Annotated in this window: 16 protein-coding genes and 1 riboswitch; of the genes, 4 read left to right on the top strand and 12 right to left on the bottom strand. The window is 73.8% G+C overall.

Features of this window, described 5'->3' with window-relative positions; genetic code table 11:
• Positions 1-13: 13 nt before the first annotated feature.
• The 8 genes from A6R01_RS10080 to gatC all read right to left on the bottom strand — a co-directional run bounded on the left by A6R01_RS10080 (position 14) and on the right by gatC (position 9,223).
• On the bottom strand, positions 14-856 hold the full coding sequence (locus A6R01_RS10080; protein WP_292605437.1) for an ECF transporter S component: 843 nt from the start codon (positions 854-856) through the stop codon (positions 14-16).
• Complete coding sequence (locus A6R01_RS10075) at positions 853-2,511, bottom strand: ABC transporter ATP-binding protein (RefSeq protein ID WP_292605435.1); 1,659 nt, start codon at positions 2,509-2,511, stop codon at positions 853-855. The genes A6R01_RS10080 and A6R01_RS10075 overlap by 4 nt, the downstream gene beginning before the upstream one ends.
• A complete protein-coding gene (locus tag A6R01_RS10070; RefSeq protein ID WP_292605433.1) occupies positions 2,508-3,653 on the bottom strand; it encodes an energy-coupling factor transporter transmembrane component T in 1,146 nt (381 codons plus the stop codon). The genes A6R01_RS10075 and A6R01_RS10070 overlap by 4 nt, the downstream gene beginning before the upstream one ends.
• Positions 3,650-4,561, bottom strand: a complete 912-nt coding sequence (locus A6R01_RS10065; RefSeq protein WP_292605432.1) for a hypothetical protein — start codon at positions 4,559-4,561, stop codon at positions 3,650-3,652. The genes A6R01_RS10070 and A6R01_RS10065 overlap by 4 nt, the downstream gene beginning before the upstream one ends.
• Positions 4,558-5,658, bottom strand: coding sequence for a hypothetical protein (locus tag A6R01_RS10060; protein ID WP_292605430.1), 1,101 nt, complete (start codon positions 5,656-5,658; stop codon positions 4,558-4,560). The genes A6R01_RS10065 and A6R01_RS10060 overlap by 4 nt, the downstream gene beginning before the upstream one ends.
• 95 nt (positions 5,659-5,753) lie before the next feature.
• A riboswitch (cobalamin riboswitch) is annotated at positions 5,754-5,831 on the bottom strand.
• A gap of 49 nt (positions 5,832-5,880) precedes the next feature.
• Positions 5,881-7,383: an Asp-tRNA(Asn)/Glu-tRNA(Gln) amidotransferase subunit GatB gene (gatB, locus tag A6R01_RS10055; RefSeq protein ID WP_292605428.1), complete on the bottom strand. Its 1,503-nt coding sequence runs from the start codon at positions 7,381-7,383 to the stop codon at positions 5,881-5,883.
• The gene (gene gatA / locus A6R01_RS10050; protein WP_292605529.1) at positions 7,380-8,906 is read right to left on the bottom strand and encodes an Asp-tRNA(Asn)/Glu-tRNA(Gln) amidotransferase subunit GatA; all 1,527 of its coding nucleotides are present in this window, start codon (positions 8,904-8,906) and stop codon (positions 7,380-7,382) included. The genes gatB and gatA overlap by 4 nt, the downstream gene beginning before the upstream one ends.
• A 17-nt stretch (positions 8,907-8,923) precedes the next feature.
• Entirely contained in the window at positions 8,924-9,223 is a 300-nt protein-coding gene (gene gatC / locus A6R01_RS10045; protein ID WP_179531641.1) for an Asp-tRNA(Asn)/Glu-tRNA(Gln) amidotransferase subunit GatC, read from the bottom strand.
• A gap of 114 nt (positions 9,224-9,337) precedes the next feature.
• On the opposite strand from gatC, the gene wrbA reads away from it, so the two are divergent.
• Entirely contained in the window at positions 9,338-9,946 is a 609-nt protein-coding gene (wrbA, locus tag A6R01_RS10040; protein ID WP_292605426.1) for an NAD(P)H:quinone oxidoreductase, read from the top strand.
• Between the two features lie 10 nt (positions 9,947-9,956).
• On the opposite strand, the gene ligA is transcribed toward wrbA, so the two are convergent.
• A complete protein-coding gene (ligA, locus tag A6R01_RS10035) occupies positions 9,957-12,071 on the bottom strand; it encodes an NAD-dependent DNA ligase LigA (protein WP_292605424.1) in 2,115 nt (704 codons plus the stop codon).
• Between the two features lie 97 nt (positions 12,072-12,168).
• On the opposite strand from ligA, the gene A6R01_RS10030 reads away from it, so the two are divergent.
• The 3 genes from A6R01_RS10030 (at position 12,169) to A6R01_RS10020 (ending at position 15,201) form a co-directional block, all read left to right on the top strand.
• A complete protein-coding gene (locus A6R01_RS10030; RefSeq protein WP_292605422.1) occupies positions 12,169-12,810 on the top strand; it encodes an alpha/beta fold hydrolase in 642 nt (213 codons plus the stop codon).
• A 133-nt stretch (positions 12,811-12,943) separates the two neighbouring features.
• Positions 12,944-13,627: a TetR-like C-terminal domain-containing protein gene (locus tag A6R01_RS10025; protein WP_292605420.1), complete on the top strand. Its 684-nt coding sequence runs from the start codon at positions 12,944-12,946 to the stop codon at positions 13,625-13,627.
• A 5-nt stretch (positions 13,628-13,632) separates the two neighbouring features.
• Positions 13,633-15,201 carry an MFS transporter gene (locus A6R01_RS10020; RefSeq protein WP_292605527.1) on the top strand — a complete coding sequence of 523 codons (1,569 nt, stop codon included), beginning with the start codon at positions 13,633-13,635 and terminating at the stop codon, positions 15,199-15,201.
• Between the two features lie 88 nt (positions 15,202-15,289).
• Here the strand turns inward: A6R01_RS10020 and A6R01_RS10015 are convergent, their stop codons facing one another.
• The 3 genes from A6R01_RS10015 to A6R01_RS10005 form a co-directional block, all read right to left on the bottom strand.
• Positions 15,290-16,294, bottom strand: a complete 1,005-nt coding sequence (locus A6R01_RS10015) for a methionine synthase (protein WP_292605418.1) — start codon at positions 16,292-16,294, stop codon at positions 15,290-15,292.
• A complete protein-coding gene (gene mnmA / locus A6R01_RS10010) occupies positions 16,291-17,415 on the bottom strand; it encodes a tRNA 2-thiouridine(34) synthase MnmA (RefSeq protein ID WP_292605416.1) in 1,125 nt (374 codons plus the stop codon). The genes A6R01_RS10015 and mnmA overlap by 4 nt, the downstream gene beginning before the upstream one ends.
• A gap of 39 nt (positions 17,416-17,454) precedes the next feature.
• Positions 17,455-17,792 (bottom strand): aminotransferase class V-fold PLP-dependent enzyme (locus A6R01_RS10005; RefSeq protein WP_292605414.1); only part of this gene is annotated, 338 nt, incomplete at its 5' end.

Genomic DNA, 17,792 nt, shown 5'->3' with positions numbered 1-17,792 from the left:
CCCGTGGCCGGGTTCAGCGGCTGGCCGACAAACCCGGCCGCTCCCCCACCGTCCCCACGACCGTCGCCCGCCGCGCGGCACGACGCAGCACGGCCAGGACCGCCGGGCCGAGGACCACGACGGCGACGGCGTTGGTGATCGCACGCATGGTGTCCCAGCCGCCGGTGGAGGTCAGCAGCGTGTAGATCCCGAAGCGATGGAGGTTCTCCAGCAGCGGCGCACCTGGCACGTAGGACAGCTCGCCCTCGTAGCCGGGGACGGCGATGCCGAGCGCGAAGGGCCAGCTCGAGAGGTTCATCAGCGCCCCGAAGAGGTACGCCGCCACCACGGCGTACGCCGCCAGCAGCACGATCTCGAGGCGACCCCGGGCTCGCGGCAGCAGGCCGGCGCCCATGCCGACCCAGGCCGAGATGAGCATCTGGTAGGGCAGCCACGGCCCGACCCCGGCGGTCATCAGCGCGGAGGCGAACAGCGACGTGCAGCCCAGCGCGAAGCCGAACCCCGGCCCCAGCACCCGCCCGGAGATGATCAGCAGGAAGAAGACGAGCTCGACGCCCGAGAGCCCCGGCGAGATCGCCCGGGTGACCGCGTTGACCGCGCTCAGCACCCCCAGCAGCGCCAGGACCCGGGCGTCGAGCCCGCCCTCGGTGACCTCGGCGAGCACGACCGCCACCACCACCGGCAGCAGCCCCAGGAACAGGAACGGCGGGTCCACCCGGGTGCCCTCGGGCACCTGCAGCAGCAGCGGCCAGACCAGCATCATCAGCCCGGCGAACGAGGCCAGCCCCAGCACCGCCAACGAGCGGCGCGACAGCGGCACGGCGGCCACCCGGAGGTCCGGCGCAACGCCGCTCACGCCGTCTCCAGCGCGTCGACCACCTCGTCGACGCGCAGCCACGGCGGCCCGAGCACCTTGGTCACCTGCGGCGCGAAGGCGGGCGACTCGGCGACCACCGTGCGGGCGGGTCCGCGCGAGACGACCTCGCCCTCGGCCAGCACCAGCGCGTCGTCGGCGGCCTGCGCCACGAACTCCACGTCGTGCGAGGCCACCAGCACCGCGTGCCCGTCGGCCGCCAGGTCGCGCACCGTGCGCGCCAGCACCCGCTTGGCGGCGTAGTCCAGGCCCCGCGTCGGCTCGTCGAGCAGCACCACCCCGGGCCGGGCCGCCAGCACCAGCGAGAGCGCCAGCGCGAGCCGCTGCCCCTCGGACAGGTCGCGCGGGTGGGCGTCGTCGGGCAGGCCCGGCGCCAGCGAGTCCAGGATCTCCCGGCACGAGCCGTCGCCCCCGTCGCCGGCGGCCAGCTCCTCGGCGACGGTCTCGAGGTAGAGCAGGTCCGCGGCGTTCTGCGGCAGCAGCCCGACCAGCTCGCGGCGCTGGGCCGCGGGCTGCTGCGCGGGGTCGACCACGGCGTCCCCGCGGCGTACGTCGACGTCGCCGGCGAACCGCGCACCGGTGCCCTGCAGCGCCCACAGCAGCGAGGACTTCCCGGAGCCGTTGCGCCCCATGAGCGCGGTGACGCGACCGGCGGGCAGCGTCAGGTCGACGGAGCGTACGGCGACCTCCCGGCCGTGGACCACGGTGACCCCGCGGGCCCGCAGGCCGTCACCCGGCCTCGAGGCTCGCTCGGCTCGCACCTCGCTCTCGCCGGTCGAGGTGCGAGAAGCGTCAGCGACGAGCCTCGAGACCTCCGACAGCCGGTCGGCCAGCCCCCTTGCCCGCCGCCGGGCGTCGCGCACGCTCAGCGGCAACGGCGACCAGCCGGCGGCCCGACCGAGCTCGACGATGGGCGGCACGACCGGCGAGGAGGCCAGCAGGTCGGCCGGCTCGCCCACCTGGACGCGACCGTCACCGGTCATCAGGCACATGGTGTCGGCGAACGGCACGACCCGCTCGAGCCGGTGCTCGGCCAGCAGCACCGAGACCCCGAGGTCGTGGACGAGGCGGGTGAGGGTGGCCAGCACCTCCTCGGCCGCGGTGGGGTCGAGCGCGGAGGTCGGCTCGTCGAGCACGAGCAGCCGGGGGTGCATGGTCAGCACGGCGCCGATGGCGACCCGCTGCTGCTGACCGCCCGACAGGGTCCGCAGGTCGCGGGAGCGCAGGTCGGCGATGCCGAGCAGGTCCAGGGTCTCCTCGACCCGGCGACGCATGGTCGCCGCCGGCAGGCCGAGCTGCTCCATGCCGTAGGCCAGCTCCTCCTCGACGGTGTCGGTGACGAAGCCGAGGGCCGGGTCCTGACCGACGTACCCGACCACGTGCGCCCGGTCGCGCGGCGGACGGCGCAGCACGCTCTCCCCCTCGAGCAGCACGTCGCCGGCGAGCACGCCCCCGGAGAAGCGCGGCACGAGACCGGCGACGACACCGAGCAGCGTGGACTTGCCGACGCCGGTGGGTCCCGAGAGCAGGACGAGCTCGCCCTCCTCGACGACGAGGTCGACGTCGGCGAGGACGGGGGCCTGGCCGGCGCGGTAGCCGAAACGGATGCCGCGCAGCTCGAGGACGGGGGCGCTCATGCGGCCACCGCCTCGGCCTGGTCGTGGGCCAGGCGCCCGCGGGAGACCGGTGGGGAGACCGGCGGCGGTGCCGCGAGGCCCCCGGCGAGAGCGACAGCGACGCCGACGAGGACGCCGAGGCCGACGACCGGCACGACGTCGAGGCCCGGGTAGGCGATGGCCAGCTGGGTCCGGGCGATCCACACCCACAGCGCGGCGGTGAGCACCCCGGCGCCGGCGACGACCCACTCCGGCCAGAGCCACGAGTCGGGCCGGTAGCGGGTGCGCTCGACGCGCCGTCCGGCGCTCACCAGGCCCAGCACGGCCAGGCCGACGCCGAGCAGCAGCACGGGCAGCGCGAGGACGCGCGGAGCGGTGCGGTCGAGCACCGAATAGGTGCCCAGGCAGGTGCCGCACAGCCCGATGATCATCAGGGCCCCGGTGCGCACCCGGGCACGGCGGTCCAGGCCGGGGGCGCGCCCGTAGCCGCGGGCGTCCATCCCGGCCGCCATCGCCATCGAGCGGTCGATGGCGTCCTCGAGGACGGGCACGAGGAAGCGACGGATGCCGTGGATGCGACCGTTCGCGCTGGCGCGCAGGCCCTGGGCGGCACGGACGCGGCGCGCGGAGTCGGCCAGCTGCGGCAGCACGGTCACCGCCACCACCATGGCGGCACCGACCTCGTAGAGCGCCGGCGGCACCGAGCGCAGGAGCCGCTTGGGGTTGGCCAGTGCGTTGGCGGCACCCACGCAGACCACGATCGAGGCCAGCCGCATGCCGTCGTAGAGCCCCGCCAGCACCGACTCCAGCGTGACCGCTCCGAGCAGCGTGATGCCGGTGGTCCACTCCGGCAACGGGATCGCGGGCAGGTCCAGCAGGACCGTGCCCGGGTACCCGCCGCCGAGCAGCAGCCGGAACACCACCCGCAGCACCACGATCGCCAGCCCCAGCCACAGGTAGAGCCGGAACGAGCGCGACCACGGCTGGTCGGAGCGTCGCGCCGCCACCACGACGGCTGCGGCGCCGACCAGCAGCAGCAGCGAGAAGGGGTTGGTCGTCATGGACGCGGCGGCCGCGAGCCCGAGCGCCCACACCCACCACGCGACCGGGTGCAGGTCGCGCGGGAGGCGTGCGGTGCGCAGGCTCGTGGCCGCCGTCGTCACGGGATCGCCCTCCGGCGCAGCCAGACGGCAGCGCCGCCACCGGCGGCCAGCACCAGCAGCGCGACCGGCGCGACCCACACGGGCAGGCCGTCGGCCTCGGTCGCGGCCGCCTCCGTCGTACGACGCTCCGCGGCGGTGTCCGCGGACGGCTCGTCCTCCGGGGTCGCCGAACCGGTGGGCGTGGCGCCTGCGGTCGCCTCGCCGGAGTCACGACCCTTGCGGGCCCGCTTGCGCTCCGTGGCCGACTCGTCGGTGGTGCTTGTGGCGCTGGGCCCCGCCGTCGCGCTCGAGGAGGCCTCGGCCGAGGACGAGGAGCCGCTCGCCGGGCTGCCCGACGTGCCACCACCGCCTGCGGACGGGGTGGCCTTCTTCGTCGGCGAGGCGGCCGGACTGCTGGCCGGCGCGCTCGACGGGCTGGAGGCCGCCGCCTTCGGCGGCGTCGCGCTCGGCGGCGCGGAGCCGTCGACGTCGTCCCACGACAGCGCGACCGAGCCGCCGTCGGGGATGGTCAGGCCGTCCACGCCGACCGTGGAGTAGGTCCAGCTGCCCGAGGTGCCGTTGGACCACCACAGGCCCCAGTAGGCGTCGGCCGGAGGCGTCTTGACGCAGGCCTCTTGCTCCGGGGAGGGCAGGCCGTCGACCCGGCACACGAAGCCGGGCTGCTGCTGCACCCGGCCCAGCGTGTGCCCGGCGGCACCGAAGATCGCGGACGCCTTGTCCCCTCCGCCCCCGGCCACGCACGAGGTCTGCACGCCGCCACCGAGGGAGTTGAAGTCGACCACGACGCTCACCCCGCCGCCGGCCGCGCAGGTGGCGGCGGTGGCGGACGTCGCCCCGAGGCCCCCAACGGGCAGCACGACGGTGGCCGTCGCCAGGGCGACGACCACCGCGCGTGCGAGCCGGCTCACTGCTTGCACGTGGCCTTCGAGAGGTTCTGCAGCGACGGCGTGGCCTGGGTCGCGGCCCGACGCCACTGGTCACGGAGCTCGACGGTGATCCCGTCGCTCTTGCCGGCCTTGAAGGCGGCGCGGTCGAACGCGATCGCACCGACCTCGTCGGCCAGGGCGGTGTCGGAGTGCTTGCCGGCGACCTGCAGCTTCTTCACCCAGCGGGCGGCCTTGCGGGCCTTGCCGCAGGAGCCCACCGAGGCCAGCGCCCAGCCGGCCAGGCCGGTGGAGTTGGTGTTCGAGCCCTCCCCCTCGACGCCGGTGCCGAAGGAGCCGTTGTCCTTCTGTAGGTCGCCCAGCCAGGCCGCAGCGGCGTCGACCGCGGCGGTGATGTCCTCGGTGGCGTCCAGCTCGAGCAGCTGGTTGAGCACGAGCGCGGTGGTGTCGACGCTCGGCTGCCCCTCGGCGCCGTCGCAGCTCTGGTCCGCGGCGTCGGTGTCGGCGGTCAGCGGGAGGCGGAAGTAGCCCGCCTCGCACTGCTGCTGCAGCAGGAACGACACCGCGCTGCCGCCCTCGGCGGAGCCGCTGCGCGACAGCGCGACGGCGGCGAAGGCCTGGCCGATGGTGTTGGCGTAGTCGCCGTAGGCGCTCTGGTCGACGATGCGGCCCGCCGAGGGGCCCTCGTCGGTGGTGACGCCCTCGAGCTGGGCGACCAGGTCGGTGCCGTCGACGTCGGTGGCGTCGCCGCCGACGAGGAGCGTGAACGCGGCCAGCTTGGCCGTGGCGCCGGCGTACACCGCGCCCTCGTCGAACTCACCGCCCTGGGTGTAGGAGGCCACCTGACCGGCCGCGGCGGTCGCGATGTCGCGGGCGACCGCGCCCTTGCGGCCTGCGCCCTTGAGCGCGAAGCCGGCGTCGAGGCTCAACCCGACGTCGGCGAAGTCGTACTGCTCGTTGACCAGCAGGTCGCCCTCGCCGAGCTCGCCGGCCAGCCACTGGACGGCCTTCTTCTCCTCGCGGACGCCGGCGCGGGCGGCGTCGGCCGGGGCGACGGTGCCGAGCGCGAGCGCCGCGGCGCCGGTGAGCGCGACGGCGCCGCGCAGGATGGTGTGCTTCACAAGGTGTCCTCTCCGCTGCTCAGCGGGAGGGCACGGCGCGGGCCGGGTCCCCCGCTGCTTTCCTCGACAGCGCGTGTGGGGGTACGTCGCCTCGCGGGTGCTCCGGCTCGCACGTCCCTGGGCGGGACGCGCCTACGGTTGCGGGTCAGCGCCGGACTTCGACCGGCTTCCCCCAGCAAGGCGCGTGTGTATGGGTGTCGGCGGCAGCCTACGCCCTGTGGGTCAGGAGAGCTTCTCCAGGATCAGTTCACGGACGCGGGCCGCGTCGGCCTGGCCGCGCATCTCCTTCATGACCGCACCGATCAGGGCACCGGCCGCGGCCACCTTGCCGTCGCGGATCTTGTCCGCCACGTCGGGGTTGGCCGCGATCGCGTTGTCGACGGCGGTCGAGAGCGCACCGTCGTCGGAGACCACGGCCAGGCCGCGCTTCTCGACGATCTCGGCGGGCGTGCCCTCACCGGCGAGCAGGCCGTCGAAGACCTGGCGGGCCAGCTTGTCGTTGACCACCTTGTCGTCGACGAGCTTCTGCACCGCCGCGACCTGGGCCGGGGTGACACCGAGCTCGGTGATCTCCACGCCGGCGTCGTTGGCGCGACGCGAGAGCTCCGAGAGCCACCACTTGCGGGCGGCCTGCGGGGCGGCGCCCTCGGCGACGGTCTCCTCGATGGCCTCCACGACCCCGGCGGCGACGACGTCGCGCATCTCCAGGTCGGTGAAGCCCCAGGCCTCCTGGAGCCGGGCCCGGCGCTCGACCGGGTTCTCCGGCAGGGTGCCGCGCAGCTCCTCGACCCACTCCCGCGACGGCGCGACGGGCACCAGGTCGGGCTCGGGGAAGTAGCGGTAGTCGTCGGCGTCGGACTTCGGGCGACCGCTGGTCGTGATCCCGGTGTCCTCGTGCCAGTGGCGGGTCTCCTGGAAGATCGCCTCGCCCGCGTCGAGGATCGCGGCGTGCCGCTGCATCTCGAAGCGCACCGCCCGCTCGACGGAGCGGAAGGAGTTGACGTTCTTGGTCTCGGTGCGGGTCCCCAGCACGTCACTGCCCTTGGGCGAGAGCGAGAGGTTGACGTCGGCGCGCAGGTTGCCCTGGTCCATCCGGGCCTCGGAGACGCCGAGGGCCACGATCAGGTCGCGCAGCTGCTGCACGTAGGCGCGGGCGACGGCCGGAGCCTTCTCCCCCGCGCCGAGGATCGGACGAGTGACGATCTCGATGAGGGGGATGCCCGCACGGTTGTAGTCGACCAGGGAGTAGTCCGCGCCGTGGATGCGACCCGTGGCCCCACCGACGTGCGTGGACTTCCCGGTGTCCTCCTCCATGTGCGCGCGCTCGATCTCCACGCGGAAGGTCTCCCCGTCGACCTCGACGTCCATGTACCCGTCGAAGGCGATGGGCTCGTCGTACTGGCTGGTCTGGAAGTTCTTCGGCATGTCCGGGTAGAAGTAGTTCTTCCGGGCGAAGCGGCACCACTCGGCGATGTCGCAGTTCAGCGCGAGGCCGATGCGGATCGCGGACTCGACCGCCTTGCCGTTGACCACCGGCATCGCGCCGGGCAGGCCCAGGCAGGTCGGGCAGACGTGGGTGTTGGGCTCGCCGCCGAAGGCGGCCGGGCAGCCGCAGAACATCTTGGTGGCGGTGTTGAGCTCGACGTGGACCTCCAGGCCCAGCGCCGGGTCGTACGCCGCCAGCACGTCCTCGAACGGGACGAGGGTCTCGCTCGTCGCACTCATCGGGCCACACCTTCCAACGCAGGGACCTTGTCCAGGAGGGGGCCGCCCCACCGGTCGTGCAGCGCGGCCTCGAGGGCGGCGCCGACGCGGTAGAGGCGGTCGTCGGCCATCGCCGGGGCGAGGACCTGGAAGCCGGCCGGCAGGCCGTCCTCGTCGGCCAGCCCGCTGGGCAGCGAGATGCCGGGGACGCCGGCGAGGTTGGCCGGGATGGTGGCGAGGTCGTTGAGGTACATCGCCAGCGGGTCGTCGAGCTTCTCCCCCAGTTTGAACGCCGTGGTGGGTGCCGTGGGGCTCACCAGCACGTCGACCCGGCCGAAGGCTGCCTCGAAGTCGCGCGAGATCAGCGTGCGCACCCGCTGGGCGGTGCCGTAGTAGGCGTCGTAGTAGCCGCTGGAGAGCGCGTAGGTGCCCAGGATGATGCGGCGCTTGACCTCGTCGCCGAACCCGGCGTCGCGGGTGGCGCGCATGACCTGCTCGGCCGAGGGGGCGTCCACGCCCTCGGGCAGCACCCGCAGTCCGTAGCGCATCGCGTCGAACTTCGCGAGGTTGGAGGACGCCTCGCACGGCATCACGAGGTAGTAGGTCGCCAGCGCGTGCACGAAGCTGGGGCAGGAGACCTCGACGACCTCGGCGCCGGCCGCGGTCAGCAGCTCCAGCGACTCGTGGAAGCGGGCCAGCACGCCGGCCTGGTAGCCCTCGCCCTGCAGCTCGGTGATGACACCGACGCGCAGGCCCGACAGGTCGCCGGTCGCGCCCTGGCGGGCGGCCTCGACCAGGCCGGGGACCGGCTGGTCGACCGAGGTGGAGTCGAGCGGGTCGTGGCCGCCGATCAGCTCGTGCAGCAGCGCGGCGTCCAGGACGGTGCGGGTGACCGGGCCGACCTGGTCCAGGGAGTTGGCCATCGCGACGAGGCCGTAGCGCGACACCCCGCCGTACGTCGGCTTGACCCCGACCGTGCCGGTGACCGCGCCGGGCTGGCGGATCGAGCCGCCGGTGTCGGTGCCGAGGGCCAGTGGCGCCTCGAAGGCCGCGACGGCCGCGGCCGAGCCGCCGCCGGAGCCGCCGGGGATGCGCTCGAGGTCCCACGGGTTGCGGGTGGGGCCGTAGGCGGAGTGCTCGGTGGAGGAGCCCATCGCGAACTCGTCCATGTTGGTCTTGCCCAGGATGGGCAGACCGGCGTCCTTGAGACGGCGCACGACGGTCGCGTCGTAGGGCGGGATCCAGCCCTCGAGGATCTTCGAGCCGCAGGTGGTCGGCAGCCCGGTCGTGGCCAGCACGTCCTTGACCGCCACCGGCACGCCGTCCAGCGCGTGCAGCGGCGCGCCCGCGGCGCGGCGCTCGTCGGAGGCGACGGCCGCGGCCAGCGCCCCTTCGGTGTCGACGTGGAGGAAGGCGTGCACGCCGGCGTCGACGGAGCCGTCGACGGCCGCGATCCGGTCGAGGTGGGCCTGGGTCAGCGCGACCGAGGTGGTCTCGCCGGCGGCGAGCGCGGCGGCCAGGTCGGCGGCTGTGGTGCGGGTCAGGTCGGGGGTCGGGTCGCTCACTGCTCGTCCCCCAGGATCCGCGGCACGGCGAAGCGCTGCTCCTCGGCGGCCGGCGCCATCGCCAGGGCCTGCTCGGCGGTCAGGCCGGGCACCACGACGTCCTCGCGGAAGACGTTGGTGAGCGGCATCGGGTGCGAGGTGGGCGGCACGTCGGCGCCGGCCACCCCGCTGATGGAGGCGACCGACTCGAGGATGACCGACAGCTGCGGGGCCAGGTGGTCCAGCTCGGCGTCGGACAGGTCGATCCGGGCCAGGGTCGCCAGGTGGGCGACCTCGTCTCGGGAGATCTCGGGCATGGCGCCCATCCTAGGAGCGCCCACCCGCGTGGGTGACCCCGGTCCCTCGCCGATCCGTAGGCTCGTGGTTGAACTGTCAACCGCACTCCACCACGCCACTCGGGAGGCCGCACCATGACCAACGTCGCGATCGTCTACTACTCCAGCTACGGCTCCACCCACGCCATGGCCCAACGGCTCGCCGAGACCGCCGCCAAGCAGGGCGCCGAGGTCCGTCTGCGCCACGTCCGCGAGACCGCCCCGACCGAGGCCTACGAGTCGCAGGACGCCTGGAAGGCGCACGTCCAGGAGATGGCCGGCGAGCCCGTCGCCACCCCCGAGGACCTCGAGTGGGCCGACGTCGTCGTCATGGGCTCCCCCACCCGCTACGGCCACGTGACCAGCCAGATGCAGGGCTTCCTCGACACGCTCGGCCCGCTGTGGGCCGAGGGCAAGCTCGCCGACAAGGTCTACACCGCGTTCACGGCCTCCCAGACCCGCCACGGCGGGCAGGAGACGACGCTCCAGGCGTTCCACACGACCTTCGCGCACCTCGGCGGCATCATCGTCCCGCCGGGCTACACCGACCCGGTGAAGTTCACCGACGGCAACCCGTACGGCGTCGGCAAGGTGACCGGTGCGTCGGCCGAGCTCGACGACGACGACTACGCCGTCCTCGACCACCTGGTGACGCGGGCCATCACGATCTCCGAGCGGCTCACCGGCGGCGGCGCCGCCGCCTGAGCCCCTCCTGCTACTCCTCGACGGGGCCGGCCTCGAGCAGCTGCTTGAAGCCGTCCTCGTCGAGGATCGCGACGCCGAGCTGCTCGGCCTTCTCGGCCTTGGACCCGGCGTTGTCCCCGACGACGACGTAGTCGGTCTTCTTCGACACCGACCCGGCCGCCTTGCCGCCGCGGCTCAGGATCGCCTCCTTGGCGGAGTCGCGGGAGAAGTCGACGAGGCTGCCGGTGACCACGATCGTGAGGCCTTCGAGCGTGCGTGGGGTGGACTCGTCGCGCTCGTCGGCCATCGAGACCCCAGCGCGCTCCCACTTGTCCACGATCTCGCGGTGCCAATCGACCTCGAACCACGCGGTCACGGCCTCGGCGATGGTCGGGCCCACGCCCTCGGTCGCGGCCAGCTGCTCCTCGCTCGCCTCGCGGATCGCGGCCATCGAGCCGAACTCCTGGGCCAGCGCGCGGGCCGCGGTCGGACCGACGTGCCGGATCGAGAGCGAGACCAGCACCCGCCACAGCGGGACGTCCTTGCGGTCGGCGAGCTTGCCCAGCAGGGCGCGACCGTTGGCGTTGAGCACCCGATCTCCCGCACCGCCCTCCTGCTCGGCCTTCTTGGCCGCGCGCGTGTAGAGGTCGGTGCGCAGCAGCTTGGCCTCGTCGAGGTCGAAGACGTCGCCCTCGTTGACCACGACGCCGGCCTCCAGCAGTGACACGACGCCCTCGTAGCCGAGGTGGTCGATGTCGAAGGCGGATCGCCCGGCCACGAACGAGAGCCGTTCGCGGACCTGACCCGGGCATGCCTCGTGGTTGGGGCAGCGCAGGTCCTTGTCGCCCTCCTTCTGCTCGGCCAGCGGGGTGCCGCACGAGGGGCACTCGGTGGGCATCACCCACTCCGGCAGCCCTTCCGGGCGCAGCGGCAGCACCGGGCCGAGCACCTCGGGGATGACGTCGCCGGCCTTGCGGAGGATGACGGTGTCGCCTGGGCGGACGTCCTTGCGCTTGACCTCGTGGGCGTTGTGGAGCGTGGCGTTCTCGACCGTCGAGCCGGCCACGCGGGTCGGCTCCATGACGGCGTACGGCGTCACCCGGCCGGTGCGGCCGACGTTGACCCGGATGTCGAGGAGCTTGGCGTTGACCTCCTCGGGCGGGTACTTGAACGCGATCGCCCACCGCGGCGCCCGGCTGGTCGAGCCCAGGCGGCGCTGCGCGGCGACGTCGTCGACCTTCACGACCACGCCGTCGATCTCGTGCTCGACGTCGTGGCGGTGCTCGCCGTAGTGGGTGATGAACTCCTCGACCTCGGCCAGCGAGCCGAGCACCTTCGCCCGGTCGGAGGTGGGCAGCCCCCAGGCCCGCAGCGCGGCGTAGGCCTCCGACTGCGCGGCCGGCTCGAAGCCCTCCCGCGCACCCAGGCCGTGGCAGACCATGCCCAGCGCGCGGGTCGCCGTGACGCGCGGGTCCTTCTGCCGCAGCGACCCGGCCGCGGCGTTGCGCGGGTTGGCGAAGACCGGCTTGCCGGCCTCGGTCATCGCCTCGTTGAGCCGCTCGAAGGCCTCGGTGGGCAGGAAGACCTCGCCGCGCACCTCCACCAGCGCCGGCACCGGGAACTCGTCGGTGCCGGTCAGGCGGTGCGGGACGGAGTCGATCGTCCTGACGTTGGGCGTCACGTCCTCCCCGGTGCTGCCGTCGCCGCGGGTCAGCGCGCGCACCAGGCGACCGTCCTCGTAGAGCAGGTTGATCGCCAGGCCGTCCACCTTGAGCTCGCACAGCAGCGCGGGCGACTCCACGCCGTCGCGGCCCAGCCGGGCGTGCCAGGCCTCGAGCTCCTCGAGGGAGAAGGCGTTGTCGAGGCTCTCCATCCGCTGCAGGTGGTCGACCGGGGTGAACTCGGTCGAGACCGCACCACCGACCTTCTGCGTCGGGGAGTCGGGGGTGCGCAGCTCGGGGTGGGCCTCCTCCAGCTCCTCCAGGCGACGCATCCTCCGGTCGAAGTCGGCGTCGTCGATGCTGGGCGAGTCGAGCACGTAGTAGCGCCAGCGCGCCTCCTCGACCTCCTCGACGAGCTGCTTGTGCTCCTCGCGCGCAGCGTCGGTGGCGGCGTCGGGCGACGGGGCGTCGGGCGAGCTGCTCATGGGCGCATTCTGCCCGGGCCCACCGACAGCCGAGCCACACCCCGGCGCAGGCCGGTCCCACCCATCCGGACCTGGGGCCGGCGACGAAGATGGAGACGTGAGCACCCCCTCGCTGACCCGCCTCGACCCGCCCCTGGACGGGGGCGCCGCCCCGCGCGCGGTCGCCCTGATGCTGCACGGCGGCACCCAGCGCTCGACCGACCCCGTGGGCTCGCGCAGCGCCTCGTGGCACCGGATGACCGCGATCCAGCGCCGCATCGCGCCGCGGCTGCACGCGGAGGGCGTCGCGAGCTGGCTGCTGCGCTACCGCGTGCGCGGCTGGAACGGCGACGGCTCCGGGCCGCGCGAGGACGCCCGCTGGGCGATGGAGCAGGTCCGCGCGACGTACGGCGAGGTCCCCCTCGTGCTGCTGGGCCACTCCATGGGCGCGCGCACGGCGGCGTACGTCGCTGACGACCCGCAGGTCGCCGGCGTGGTCGCCCTCGCGCCCTGGTGGCAGCCCGACGACCCGGTGCACGCCCTGCGCGGGCGTCACGTCGTCGCCGCCCACGGGAGCACCGACAAGATCACCTCGGCGCGCATGACCCGCGCGTTCCTGACGCGCGCGGCCGGCGTGGCCGCGAGCACCGACTACGTCGACATGGGACGCATCGGGCACTACATGCTGCGCAAGGTGGACCGCTGGAACGACGTCGCCGCCGACGGCGTGCTGCGAGTCGCCGCCACCGCCTCGGTCTGAGCCCCGGCACCCGCGCCACGCCTCCCGGTCCAGACCGGTCGGGCCGGGTGGGGAATGTCGCCGCCCTGTGTCATCGTTGGGGCCGGATGGAACGGAACCGTTTCGTTTCATCGAGGTGAATGGAGGGCCACGCATGACGCCACGTCCGGCCCGATCCCCCGAGACCCAGGCCGGCGACTCCCCCACCCGGCCCCGGGTGGAGGGTGACCGGGAACGCGAGATCCTCGAGGCGACCCTCGACGTGCTCGTCGAGGTCGGCTACGACCGGCTCACCCTCGACGCCGTCGCCACGGCGGCGAAGGCCTCCAAGGCCACGCTCTACCGCCGGTGGAACGGCAAGGCCAGCCTCGTGGTCGACGCGCTCGCCCACGACAAGGGCCCCTCCCCCGAGCCGCCGGACACCGGCAGCCTGCGCGAGGACCTTCGCGAGGCCTACTGCGGGCTCGGCGGACTGGCCACGCCGCGCCAGACGGCGCTGTTGGGCAGCATCATCACCGCCATCACCACCGACGCCGAGTTCGCCGAGGCGTTCCGCGAGGTCGTCGTCGGACCCAAGATCGCGACGGCCCGCACCATCTGGGAGCGCGCCGCCGCCCGCGGCGAGGTCTCCCCCGACGCCGACCTCGAGGTGCTCGAGCCCGCCCTGGCCGGGATTCTCATGCACCGCGCCCACCTGATCGGCCAGCCGCCCACCCCCGAGCTCGTCACCCGCGTCATCGACGCCGTGATCCTCCCGGCCGCCCGGGCCACCACCGACTCCCCGACCGACTCCCAGACCGAGCTCTCGACTACTCCCGACCAGAAGGACCTCTCGTGACCGACATGACCACCGACCCGCCCGCGTCCGGACCGGACGCCCACCAGGACTCCGCGTCCCGGGGGCCGCGGCACGCCGCCTGGGCGCTGGTGCTCATCTGCACCGCCCAGCTGATGGTGGTGCTCGACAGCACCATCGCCAACATCGCCCTGCCCAAGATCCAGGCCAGCCTGGACATCGACTTCGCCAACCTCAGCTGGGTCGTCACCGGCTACGCGCTGGCCTTCGGCGGCCTGCTGCTGCTCGGCGGCCGACTCGGCGACCTCTACGGCCGGCGCCGCGTCTTCATGATCGGCGTGACGCTCTTCGCGCTCGCCTCCGCCGTCGGCGGCATCGCCCAGAACGAGGCCATGCTGCTCGGCTCCCGCGGCATGCAGGGCCTGGCCGCGGCGCTGGCCTCCCCCAGCGCCCTGGCGCTGATCACCACGACGTTCCCGCCGGGCCCGCAGCGCAACCGTGCGTTCTCGGTGTTCGCCGCGATGTCCGGCATCGGTGCCGCGATCGGCCTGGTGCTCGGCGGCTGGCTGACCAACCTCGACCCCGAGTGGGGCTGGCGCCTGACCTTCCTCATCAACGTGCCGATCGGCCTGGCCGCGGCGTTCCTCGCCCCGCGCCTGCTGCCCGACTCCGAGCACCACGACGGCTGGCTCGACGTCCCCGGCGCCATCACCGGCACCGTCGGCCTGCTGACCCTGGTCTTCGGCATCACCCGCACCGGCAACACCGACCCCGACACCGTGTCGGCGGCGAACCCGATGGGCACGCCGTACGGCTGGGGCGACCCGGTGGCGCTGACCTTCCTCGGTGTCGGCGTCGTCGCGCTGGTGGCGTTCGTGCTTCTCGAGACCCGCGTCCAGCACCCGCTCATGCCGCTGCGGATCTTCGCCAGCCGCAACCGCGCCGTCGCCTTCGTCTCCATGATGATGACCCCGGCCGCGATGTTCGCGATGTTCTACTTCCTCTCGCTCTACGTGCAGGACGTCATGGGCTACTCCGCGCTGCGCACGGGCTTCGCGTTCCTGCCGTTCGCGTTCGGCATGATCATCGGTGCGACGACGTCCTCGCGGCTGATCGCGCGGATGGACCCGCGCTACCTGACCGGCACCGGCACGCTGCTCGCGGGCTTCAGCCTCTTCATGTTCTCCCACCTGACCCCGGGCCAGGAGAACTACTGGACCGACATCATGCCGTTCATCGTCACCATGTCGATCGGCATGGGTCTGACCTTCGTGCCGATGACGCTGGTCGCCCTGCACGGCATCCCCGCCTCCGACGCCGGCATCGGCTCGGGCGTGCTCAACACCATGCAGCAGGTCGGCGGCGCGCTGGGCCTGGCCATCCTCTCGACCGTCGCGTCGCACTTCATCCTCGAGCGGGCCGCCGAGCTCGGCGGTCCGGACGCCGACCCCGGCGAGGTCGCGATCCTGTCCTTCGCCGACGGCGCGACCACCGCGTTCCTCGTGGGGGCCTTCATGATCTGGGCCGCCTCGGCCCTGGTCTGGGCGCTGCTCAACGTCAAGCACACCGAGCTGGCCACCGACGACGCCCCCGAGGGTGCGGCCGTCCACGTCTGATCGATCCCACTCCACTGCCGAGCCGGCGCATCCTTCCGGAAGGACGCGCCGGTTCGGCGTCTCCGGGCCCGGTGGTGCGAGCCGGGGGTCAGGAGAGGGCGGAGGCGACCTGGCGGGAGAGCGTGAGGGCCTTGCGGGACCAAGCGGTGGACGCGCAGGCGAGGCCGCAGCCGGGGCCGACGAGCAGGGTGCCGGCGTCGGGGTCGAGCCCGAGCATGTCGAGCCAGCGCTCGACGCGCTGCACGAGGGCCTTGTCGGTGACGGCCGTGGTGCCGCCCGCCGGCTCCAGGGTGGGTACGACGCCGAGCGCGACGCTCACGCCACCCTCGAGCGCCTCGGCGACCGTGTCGTGGTCGGCCGCCGAGAGCACCGAGAGGTCCACGACGAACCCGGTCGCACCGGCGCCGCGCACGAGGCCCCAGGGGACCCCCGGCGCGCACGAGTGCACCCACGGCTCGGCTCCCTCCTCGGCGATCGCCGAGAGCACCGTCTCCAGCAGCGCCGAGGCCTCCGGCGGGTGCACCACCCGGTGCTTGCCGAAGCCCGACGCGGTCGGCACCGACCCGGTCAGCACCGCCGGCAGCGCGGGCTCGTCGACCTGCACCACCAGCGAGGTGGCCCCCGGCACCCGGCGGCGCACGTCGCGGATGTGGGAGCGCAGCCCCTCGGCCAACGACTCGGCCAGGTCGCGCCGGGCCCCGTGGTCGGACAGCACCCGGTCGCCCCGCGGCTTCTCGACGGTCGCCGCGAGCGTCCACGGCCCGGCGACCTGGGTCTTGAAGGCACCCTCGTAGCCCTGGGTCAGCTCCTCCACGCAGTCGAGGTCCTGGGCCAGCAGGCTGCGCGCGCGACGGTGGTCGACCCCGGGCGCACCCGAGGTCCCGACCAGCCGCCACCCGGCGGGCTGGAGGTCGACATCGAGCCCCTCGAGCACCGCCAGCGCGCGGCCGGTCATGGACGCGGTCGCCCCGCGCCCGGGCAGCTCGGGCACGTGCGGCAGGTCGGGCAGCTCGCCGAGGACCGCCCTCACGGCCTCGGCGTAGGCCTCGGCGTCCTCACCGGGCATCGAGCCGACACCGGTCGCCCGGGTCATCGCGCGCTCCCGGCCGGCGAGCGGTCCGTGGAGGCGATCGTGGCCGAGCCGACGACCCGGCTGCCGTCGTACACCACGACGGCCTGGCCGGGCGCGATGCCGTACGCCGCGTCGAGCAGGTCCACGCTCACCGACTCCCCTCCCTCGTGCACGCGCAGCCGCGCGCGGTGCTCGTCGCCGTGCGCGCGCAGCTGCACGGTGCAGTCCGACCAGGACCCCGGGGCCGGGACGGTGCCGCACCAGCGCGGACGGATGCCCTCGAGCCCGTGAACGGCCAGCCGCTCCCGCGGCCCGACGCGGACCGTGCCCTCGACCGGCTCGATGTCGAGCACGAAGCGGGGCTTGCCGTCGGGTGCGGGCGTGCCGATGCGCAGGCCCTTGCGCTGGCCGATGGTGTAGCCGTAGGTGCCGTCGTGGCGCCCCAGCTCCTCGCCGGTCTCGTCGTCGACGATCGCGCCTCCGTGGTTGGGGGCGCGCTCCCCCAGCTTCTCGCGCAGCCAGCCGGCGTTGTCGCCGTCGGCGACGAAGCAGATGTCGTGGCTGTCGGGCTTGTCGGCGACCAGCAGCCCGCGCCGGGCGGCCTCCTCGCGCACCTGCACCTTGGGGGTGTCGCCGAGCGGGAAGAGCGAGTGCCGCAGCTGGTGCTGGTCGAGCACGCCGAGCACGTAGGACTGGTCCTTGCCGGCGTCGACCGAGCGGTGCATCTCCACCAGCCCGTCGTCACCGTCGCGCAGGAGCGCGTAGTGGCCGGTCGCGACCGCGTCGAAGCCGAGCGCCAGGGCGCGGTCCAGCACCGCGGCGAACTTGATCTTCTCGTTGCAGCGCAGGCACGGGTTGGGGGTGCGCCCGGCGGCGTACTCGTCCATGAAGTCCTCGACCACGTCCTCGTGGAAGCGCTCGGAGAGGTCCCAGACGTAGAACGGGATGCCGATGACGTCGGCAGCGCGCCGGGCGTCGTTGCTGTCCTCGATCGTGCAGCATCCGCGGGCGCCGGAGCGGTACGACGCGGGGTTGCGCGACAACGCGAGGTGCACGCCGGTCACGTCGTGACCGGCCTCGTGGGCGCGCGCGGCGGCCACGGCGGAGTCGACCCCGCCGGACATCGCGGCCAGTACCTTCACGGCAGCACCTTCATCGCAGTCCCTCCACAGCCGGGCGTCTCAGAGCTTCGCGGCCCGGGCCCGCTCGACGGCAGGACCGATCGCGTCCACCACGGCGTCGACGTCGGACCCCGTGGAGGTGCGGCCGAGGGTGAAGCGCAGCGAGGACCGGGCCGCGTCGTCGTCGCGGCCCATCGCCAGCAGCACGTGCGAGGCCTGCGGCACGCCGGCCGAGCACGCCGACCCGGTGGAGCACTCGATGCCGCGGGCGTCGAGCAGCATCAGCAGGGAGTCGCCCTCGCAGCCGGGGAAGGACACGTGGACGTTGCCGGGCAGCCGCGCCTCGTCCCAGCCGAGGACGCTGTCGGGGTCGCTGTCGGGACCCGGGCCGTTGAGCA

It is taken from the genome of Nocardioides sp. REDSEA-S30_B4, from assembly GCF_001627265.1.
Classification (GTDB): Bacteria; Actinomycetota; Actinomycetes; order Propionibacteriales; family Nocardioidaceae; genus Nocardioides.
This window is presented reverse-complemented; position numbering and strand designations above follow the sequence as displayed.